Origin of the sequence: Vibrio sp. 1562 (assembly GCF_033340155.1) — a bacterium.
GTDB lineage: Bacteria > Pseudomonadota > Gammaproteobacteria > Enterobacterales > Vibrionaceae > Vibrio > Vibrio alginolyticus.
Window position 1 is genome coordinate 1 of record NZ_JAWOVY010000853.1, and the last position, 501, is coordinate 501.

Below are 501 nucleotides of genomic sequence, written 5' to 3' on the forward strand. Positions count from 1 at the left end.
TGATCGCAGAGATCTTGAAGTACTCGTCTTCCCAACCTAGCGCATCCAAGATCTCTTGGATCTTTTCATTCGCTTCTTCTTCAGGCATTAGATCAACTTTGTTGAACACCAACCAGCGAGGTTTGCTTGCCAGTTTTTCACTGTACTGCTCTAGCTCATCAATGATGGTTAGTGCATTTTGTACAGGATCAGACTGATCAATCGGCATGATATCAATCATGTGCAGCAACACTCGGCAACGTTCTAGGTGTTTCAAGAAACGAATACCTAGACCCGCACCATCAGCAGCCCCTTCGATAAGCCCCGGGATGTCAGCAACCACAAAGCTCTTTTCAGGAACAACACTCACCACACCCAAGCTTGGGATTAACGTGGTAAACGGGTAGTCTGCTACTTTTGGTTTTGCCGCTGATACCGCGCGAATAAACGTCGATTTACCTGCGTTTGGCAAGCCAAGCATACCAACGTCCGCCAACAGCAGTAGCTCAAGACGGATTTCAC

Annotated in this window: 1 protein-coding gene; it reads right to left on the bottom strand. The window is 47.5% G+C overall.

Annotated elements, in window-relative coordinates:
- Positions 1-501: GTPase (locus R7Z49_RS28035; protein WP_318112931.1), on the bottom strand; the 501-nt coding region annotated here is incomplete at both ends.